The organism is Streptomyces sp. SM10 (assembly GCF_002910915.1).
GTDB lineage: Bacteria > Actinomycetota > Actinomycetes > Streptomycetales > Streptomycetaceae > Streptomyces.
The window spans coordinates 22,693-28,692 of the sequence record NZ_NEUF01000135.1 but is presented as its reverse complement, the minus strand read 5'-3'; the positions used below and the strand labels follow the sequence as shown (position 1 = coordinate 28,692).

Below are 6,000 nucleotides of genomic sequence, written 5' to 3'. Positions count from 1 at the left end.
GCCCCGTTACCTTTTTCGTGGCCCCGCAATGGGGCGCCTGGCCCCCGGGTCCGGTATGGCTGTGTGCCCCCTGTCGAAGTCGATGACCTGGGGGGTGTTGCCGTCGGGCTTCGGGGCACCGCTTGACCGCTGATGAGGGGCCTGACGACCGCCTGGCCCGGCGCAACGCCGAGCCGCTTCGGGGCGGGGATGTCTGCGTAACGTGGTTGCCGGCGTGTGGTGCCGCAGGGACGGCCGGGAGTTGAGGCGACGAGAGGCAGGGGCACGCGCACATGGTCGACACGACCGCGATAGATCTCTTCCTCGGCCTGGACCTGGGCAAGGAGTTCCACCACGCCCACGGCCGGACCGCGGACGGCAGAACCGTGCACGACAAACGGCTGCCCAACACCGAACCGAAACTGCTGGAGCTGTTTACCAAGCTGGTGGCGAAGTTCGGCACCGTACTGGTGATCGTGGACCAGGTCGCCAACATCGGCGCACTGCCGCTGACGGTGGCCCGAGCGGCGGGCTGCCGGGTCGCCTACCTGCCTGGACTGTCGATGCGGCGGGCAGCCGACCTGCACCCGGGCGAGGCCAAGACCGACGCCCGCGACGCGTTCGTGATCGCAGAGACCGCCCGGTCCATGCCGCACACCTTGCGCGCGGTGGACCGCGACGACGAGGTACTGGCCGAGCTGACGATGCTCACCGGCTACGACAACGACCTCGCCGGCGAGGTCAACCGCACCACCAACCGGCTGCGGGGCCTGCTCTCCCAGATCCACCCCTCCCTCGAGCGCGTGCTCGGCCCGCGCCTGGCCTACCCCTACGTCCAGGCCCTCCTGACCCGGCACGGCTCCCCGGCCAGGCTGAAGAAGCTCGGGCGCACGCGGTGCGAGGCCCTGCTGAAGGCGCACGGCTCGCGCAAGGCCCACCACCTCACCACCGAGATCTACGACGCGCTCGCCGAGCAGACCCTCGTCGTTCCCGGCACCGAGGCGTCCGCGCTGATCGTGCCGGGCCTGGCCGCCCAGCTCGCCGCCGCCCACACCCAGCGCCAGGCCACCGAGCAGGAGATCGCCGCCCTGCTGGAGGCCCTCCCTCTTTTCCACCTCCTGACGTCCCTGCCCGGCCTGGGCGTCAGGACCACGGCCGCTGTGATCGTCGCGATCGGCGACGGCACCGGCTTCCCCTCCGCCGGACACCTCGCCTCCTACGCCGGACTCGCCCCGGCCACGAAGTCCTCGGGCACATCGATCCGCGGCGAGCACGCACCCCACCGCGGCAACCGCCTCCTCAAACGCGCCCTGTTCCAGGCCGCGTTCGCCGCGATCGGCTGCAAGAGCGACCCGTCCTCACGGATCTACTACGACCGCCAGCGCGCACGCGGCAAAACCCACACCCAGGCCATCCTCCGCCTGGCCCGCCAGCGCGTGAACGTCATCCACGCGATGATCCGCACCGGCACCCTCTACGAACCACGCACCCCCGACGACGTCGGCCTCGCTGCCTGACGGCTCCATCGTTCCGACCGTCCAGACCCCATCACGCCCGCGCACCGGCACGGCCACCCCCGCCCTGCCGGCCACCGAGCTGCCCACCAGGCACCCGACCCGCCGGGAACATCCCGCTTGCGGAACGTTCCCGGAAACCCACGAACCCCTACGAACCAGCCCCGCCAGGGTTGACGAAACAGATAGGGGCACCCCCCCCTTCGCCACCAAGGAGAACGACGGAGCCAGAAGGCACGAGTGACCAGGACATCTCGCCGTTCAGGCGGCCGTGGGAGCCAGCAAAGACGCTCTCTCCGGCGATCGCCACAAAAGGCCAGCTCAGAAAGGCCGGACGAGTGCTGCCGCAATGCGAAAGCAGCTCAGTACCGCACCACGTGCGGCTAGTACCGCACCGAAAACCGCCGCGCAATCCACGTTTCCGCAGGTCAGAACGTTTCCGCAGGGTGAAACTGGTGGGGCGGGTGGGACTCGAACCCATTTCAGTGACGCGTCTCACCTGCGACGATGCCGGAGGAACGGGCATATCATCCTGTTTCCATCCGGCTGAGTCCTCCTCGATCCTGCTCAATCGGGGACTGTTAGGCGTTCGCCACACCGATTGCTCTGCGTCCCCGCTCTCGTACCCGTACCGGCGGAGCTCAGGAAGACTCTGTCCGCCAGCGTCGCCGAATCACTAGACAGGTTGCTACGGGCCCCATGTCCTGGCCCTTGTTCGCCCACTGCTCGCAGTTACGTTGCGTAGTGCCGCGCCTGTGGGCTCGGGCCCTACCGACTCCTCCAGTTCCTTCAAGACGCGGATCACCCTACTCTCACGGCCTACTGCCGCGCCGCGGGCACCTCCCCGTCCACGGTGACCGTGCATCTGCAGCACCCGGAACGACACCTCCAGGGACAGCTCCTGATCCGCGGTCAGTGCGAGCATCGGATGCGCCCACCGGCTTCAGCGAGAAGGTCCTGGCCGCCCCTGGGCCGTACGTCGACCAGCTCAGCACGCAGTGAAGCTCACCGGGCCCTGGGCCAACGTGTAGAGCTCCGCGAGCAGCCCCCTCGCCGTCGGCCGTGGAGTGCGTGGACAACGAGAGGGCGAGGAGGCTCATGGGCGAGGAATCGCTACTTTTTGACGTAGAGGCCCTGGAAGGGAGTGAAGGGAAGTTCCTGGACGCAGAAGTAGGCGCTCCACTTGCCCTCCGTCACACCGCTCCTGCCCACCGACTGGCACTTTGCTGCCGTCCCGTAGAAGGAGTCCTCGCGGGTGTAGCCCTTGGGGGGCGTCCAGGCCGCAGGCGAGGAGATCACGGGCTGCTGCGCGGTGCGGGCTCCTTCCGAGGCTGACGCCGCTAAGGCTTGCGGGGCGCCCAGGGCGAGCGTGGCGGCGAGGACCGTGCCGTGCACGGCAAGCTTGATCGATCGGTTCATGTCTGATTCCTGTTCTCCGGTCGCGCTGCGGCAACGACCGTGACTATTCGGCCCATTACGGGAGGTGGCGGGCGTGAGCTGAGTAATCTGAAGACCTCTCTGCTCATCTTCCGGACTTGTGTCAGGCGAGGCGGCGGCGCACGGCCTCTGCCGCAGCCCTTTGGCTCGCAGGAGGCGGTTGTCCCGATGAAGGACGTTTCGCGGGTATGGGCCTCGGGGCGTCGATAGTGGGGATGGCGGCTAGGACCGTGCCGTGCACGGCGGGCTTGATCGATCGGTTCAAGCGTGATTCCTTTCCTGGCTGTGCGGATGTGATCGCGCCGTGACGTCGTCAGTCCGTGTCCCCCACGGGTGAGGTGCCGGAGGCGATCTCTTGGAGGGCTGCCACATGGCGGGTGAGGGCGGTGCGGCCCTTGGGGGAGAGGGAGAGCCAGGTGCGGGTGCGTTTGCCGACGAAACCCTTTCGGACCTTGACGTAGCCAGCCTCTTCCAGGAGGGCGATCTGCTTGGAGAGGGCCGAGTCCGTGATCTCGATGGCATCGCGGAGGGTCCTGAAGTCCGCTTCATCGACCGACGCGAGTGCGGCGGCGATGGAGAACCGCACGGGCGCGTGGATCACGCTGTCGAGCGATTTGCGAGGGTGCGTCACCGCTCACCCTCTGCGGCTCGGGCGGCCCTGCGCTCCAGGGTTCCGATCACCAGGAACGGGACTCCACAGAGGACGGCACCGGGTAGCCACCACGCGGGCTCCCCGGAGAACCGGGCGGAGCCGATGGTGACCGTCAGGCTGTAGACACCCGCTCCGGCCGCCGTGGTCACCGCGTAGAGCGCACGGTAGTGGCGGGACAGGACGGGACGGGTCGCCGTGTAGATGCCAAGGGCCAGCAGCGGGAGCAGGAGCAGGACGGGGACGGCGTACGGAACCCTGGGCTGAACGAGCAGGCCGTACACCGCCGTCAGGACCATCATGACCACGCCCAGGAGGAGGATCAGGGCCGTACGGGGGCGCCGGCCGGCCTTCCCCATACGTGAAGCGGCTGCGTCGGCGGAGGCGAGGGCCTCGCGCGCCTGATCTTTGTCCATCATGCTGCCTTCCTGTACCACTGCGGCCATGGGCGGCCGTCCAGTGTCCGTTTCCTTGCCCCTGCTTGCCCGCCGAGCCCTACTCCGTCTCGCCCTGGTCCCAGCGGAACGTACGCACCGCCAGCCATACGGCCGCAGTGGCGGTGGCAAGCACCACCAGGATCGAGAGCCACACCGGGTGCTGGGGTGCGCCGTTCGGCATCTGGGTGAGCATGAGGTCCGCGAAGAAGGTACTCGGGAGCAGGCCCAGCGTGGTGCGGACGGCCTCCGGCATGAGCTCCATGGGGAAGGCCAGCCCGCTCAGGAAGAGGGCGGCGAGCTGGACCAGCGTACCCACGTTGGTGGCGGCGTCCGGCGAGGCCAGGCGGCCGCCGATGAGGTAGCCGATGCCGCCGAACATAGCCAGGCCCAGGAGGGAGATGCCGAACAGTGCCGGCAGCCTGGCCGGTTCCACCTTGCCCAGGGCGACGGCCACCGCGAGCAGGGCGACCGTCTGAGCGGTCACCATGACGACTCTCGGGAACATGTGGGTGAGGACGAGGCGGGCGCGGCCCACGGGCGTGGTGCCCAGGAGGCGAAGGGTGCCCTTGGTGCGCAGGGTGGCCAGCGGGCCCGCCGTGACGGTGAGCGCAGCGCTGGTGACGGCCAGGAAGATGGCCATCGGGATGACCAGTTGGAGAAAGTCGGGGGCTCCGGACTCCTGGGGGACTACCGCGCCGATGCCGAGGAAGATGGCCAGCATTCCGAAGGGGAAGAAGAGGGCGAAGTAGAAGTACCGGGGCTCGCGGAGGAGTTCGCGGGCGTGCAGCATGGCCAGTTCCCGGGTGGCGGTGGTGATCACGCCGCAGCTCCTTCCGAGTCGGTGTCCGTGTTCGTCGCTTCGGCGGCGTTCGGGAACGGTACGCCCGTGAGGTGGCGGAAGACCGCCTCCAGTCCCGCTTCCCGGAGCTGGATCCGGCGGGCCGTGAGCGGGCCGGTGAGCTGGGTGAGCACGGCGTCGGAGTCGAGGGTGCGTGCGGTGACTCGGGTGCCGTCAGCGGTGTCGTGGGACTCCACGTGGGAAACGCCGTCCGTGGCGCGCAGGGAGGTCAGGTCGGTGCCGGCGGCGACGGTGAAGTGGACCTCGCGTTCGGGGGCGTACTGGGCGATGAGCTCCTGGGGTGCTCCGCAGGCGGCGACCTTGCCCTGGTGGAGGATGGCGAGCCGATCGCAGAGGGTTTCGGCCTCCTCCATGGAGTGGGTCGAGAGCAGGACCGTGCCGCCGCCGTCGCGGTGGCCGCGGATGGCGGACCAGAGCTCTTGGCGGGCGTTGGGATCCAGGCCGGTGGACGGCTCGTCGAGGATCAGGACGCGGGGGCGGGAGATCAGAGCCGTGCCGACGAGGAGGCGCTGGCGCTGGCCGCCGGAGAGCTTGGCCACGCGGACGTCGCGGGAGTCGGTGAGGCCGGTGCGCTCGATGATGGCGTCGGGGGTTTCGGGGTCCTGGTAGAAGGAGGCCCAGACTCGTAGGAGTTCGGCGACCGTCTGCTGTTCGAAGAGCGCGGCCTGCTGGGGCTGGATGGCGACCTGGCGGCGCACCTCGTCGCGCTCTGTCATGGGATCGAGTCCGAGGATGCGCACGGTTCCGGAGGTGGGGCGGCGTAAGCCGGCCAGCATCTCGATGGTCGTGGTCTTGCCAGCGCCGTTGGGGCCGAGGAGGCCAAAGATCTCGCCGTGGCGGACCACCAAGTCGATCCCATCCGTCGCGGTCTTCGTGGCGCCGTGGGGACCGGAGTAGCGCTTGGTGACAGTGGTGAGCCGGATCGCCGCATCCTGCGACGGGTCGGCCTCGAGGACGGATGCGGTGGTATCGGTATCCGGTTCGGGCATTTCCGAGTCAGCCTCTCGTGGGTGCTGCTGAGATTTCGCCGAGTCACGCATGGTTCCCAGCATGGCATTCACTTTCCAAATCGGCAAGCGAATAATGCTGCGGAACACGGTTGGCAGAGTTGGGAGTTGGAGGAGC

General features: G+C 68.6%; 6 protein-coding genes. 1 reads left to right on the top strand and 5 read right to left on the bottom strand.

The features are described from left to right. The first annotated feature begins 272 nt into the window (after positions 1-272). The gene (locus tag B9S57_RS21910; protein WP_103514159.1) at positions 273-1,496 is read left to right on the top strand and encodes an IS110 family transposase; all 1,224 of its coding nucleotides are present in this window, start codon (positions 273-275) and stop codon (positions 1,494-1,496) included. A gap of 1,110 nt (positions 1,497-2,606) precedes the next feature. On the opposite strand, the gene B9S57_RS21905 is transcribed toward B9S57_RS21910, so the two are convergent. The 5 genes from B9S57_RS21905 to B9S57_RS21885 form a co-directional block, all read right to left on the bottom strand. Continuing rightward, complete coding sequence (locus B9S57_RS21905) at positions 2,607-2,912, bottom strand: hypothetical protein (protein WP_103517269.1); 306 nt, start codon at positions 2,910-2,912, stop codon at positions 2,607-2,609. A gap of 331 nt (positions 2,913-3,243) precedes the next feature. Then, on the bottom strand, positions 3,244-3,561 hold the full coding sequence (locus B9S57_RS21900; protein WP_103517268.1) for a transcriptional regulator: 318 nt from the start codon (positions 3,559-3,561) through the stop codon (positions 3,244-3,246). Next, a complete protein-coding gene (locus tag B9S57_RS21895; RefSeq protein WP_146057787.1) occupies positions 3,558-3,998 on the bottom strand; it encodes a hypothetical protein in 441 nt (146 codons plus the stop codon). Before B9S57_RS21895 ends, B9S57_RS21900 begins: the two co-directional genes overlap by 4 nt. Positions 3,999-4,074: 76 nt before the next feature. Next, complete coding sequence (locus B9S57_RS21890; protein WP_103517266.1) at positions 4,075-4,836, bottom strand: ABC transporter permease; 762 nt, start codon at positions 4,834-4,836, stop codon at positions 4,075-4,077. Further along, positions 4,833-5,864 (bottom strand): ABC transporter ATP-binding protein, encoded by a 1,032-nt coding sequence (locus tag B9S57_RS21885; RefSeq protein WP_103517265.1) that lies wholly within the window; start codon positions 5,862-5,864, stop codon positions 4,833-4,835. The genes B9S57_RS21890 and B9S57_RS21885 overlap by 4 nt, the downstream gene beginning before the upstream one ends. Positions 5,865-6,000: the final 136 nt, after the last annotated feature.